Source organism: Rhodovulum viride, assembly GCF_003265965.1.
In the GTDB taxonomy this organism is placed as follows: domain Bacteria; phylum Pseudomonadota; class Alphaproteobacteria; order Rhodobacterales; family Rhodobacteraceae; genus Rhodovulum; species Rhodovulum kholense.
Window position 1 is genome coordinate 1 of the sequence record NZ_MUAV01000158.1, and the last position, 584, is coordinate 584.

At 68.7% G+C, this 584-nt stretch carries 1 protein-coding gene; it reads left to right on the forward strand.

The genetic code is table 11. From position 1 onward, the window contains the following. A partial coding sequence (locus BYZ73_RS21605) for a phage portal protein (RefSeq protein ID WP_112317600.1) occupies positions 1-584 on the forward strand: 584 nt, incomplete at both ends.

Here is a 584-nt window from a genome sequence, read left to right on the forward strand (position 1 = left end):
CGCGGGCCGGGGGGCGATCCGCTGGGCGGCATGTCGACGCTGCAGTTCGGGCGCCAGGCCTTCTCCTCGGCGCTGGCCGCGGAACGGTCGGCGGCCGGCATGTTCCGCAACGGGCTGCGCCCGAGCGGCATCCTGAAGTTCGACAAATGGCTGACGCCCGAACAACGCGAGCTGGTCGAGGCGAAGCTCCCCGAGAAGTATCTGGGCGCCATCAATGCCGGGCGCCCGTTCATCGCCGAGGGCGGGTTCGATTATCAACATATCAGCATCTCGCCGGAAGACGCGCAGATGCTGGAAACGCGCCAATTCTCGGTCGAGGAGATCTGCCGCTTCTTCGGAGTGCCGCCGGTGATGATCGGCCATCCCGGCGGCACCACCGCCTGGCCCACCAGCGTCGAGCAGCAGGGCTTGCTGTTCCAGAAGTTCACCCTGCGGCGGCGGATCAAGCGGATCGAGCAGGCGGTGGCCAAGCAGCTGCTGAGCCCAGAGGACCGCGCCGCCGGGCTGTCGGTTCGGGTCAACATGGAGGCGCTCCTGCGCGGGTCGAGCGCCGAGCGCGCGGCCTTCTACGGCCCGATGACGCA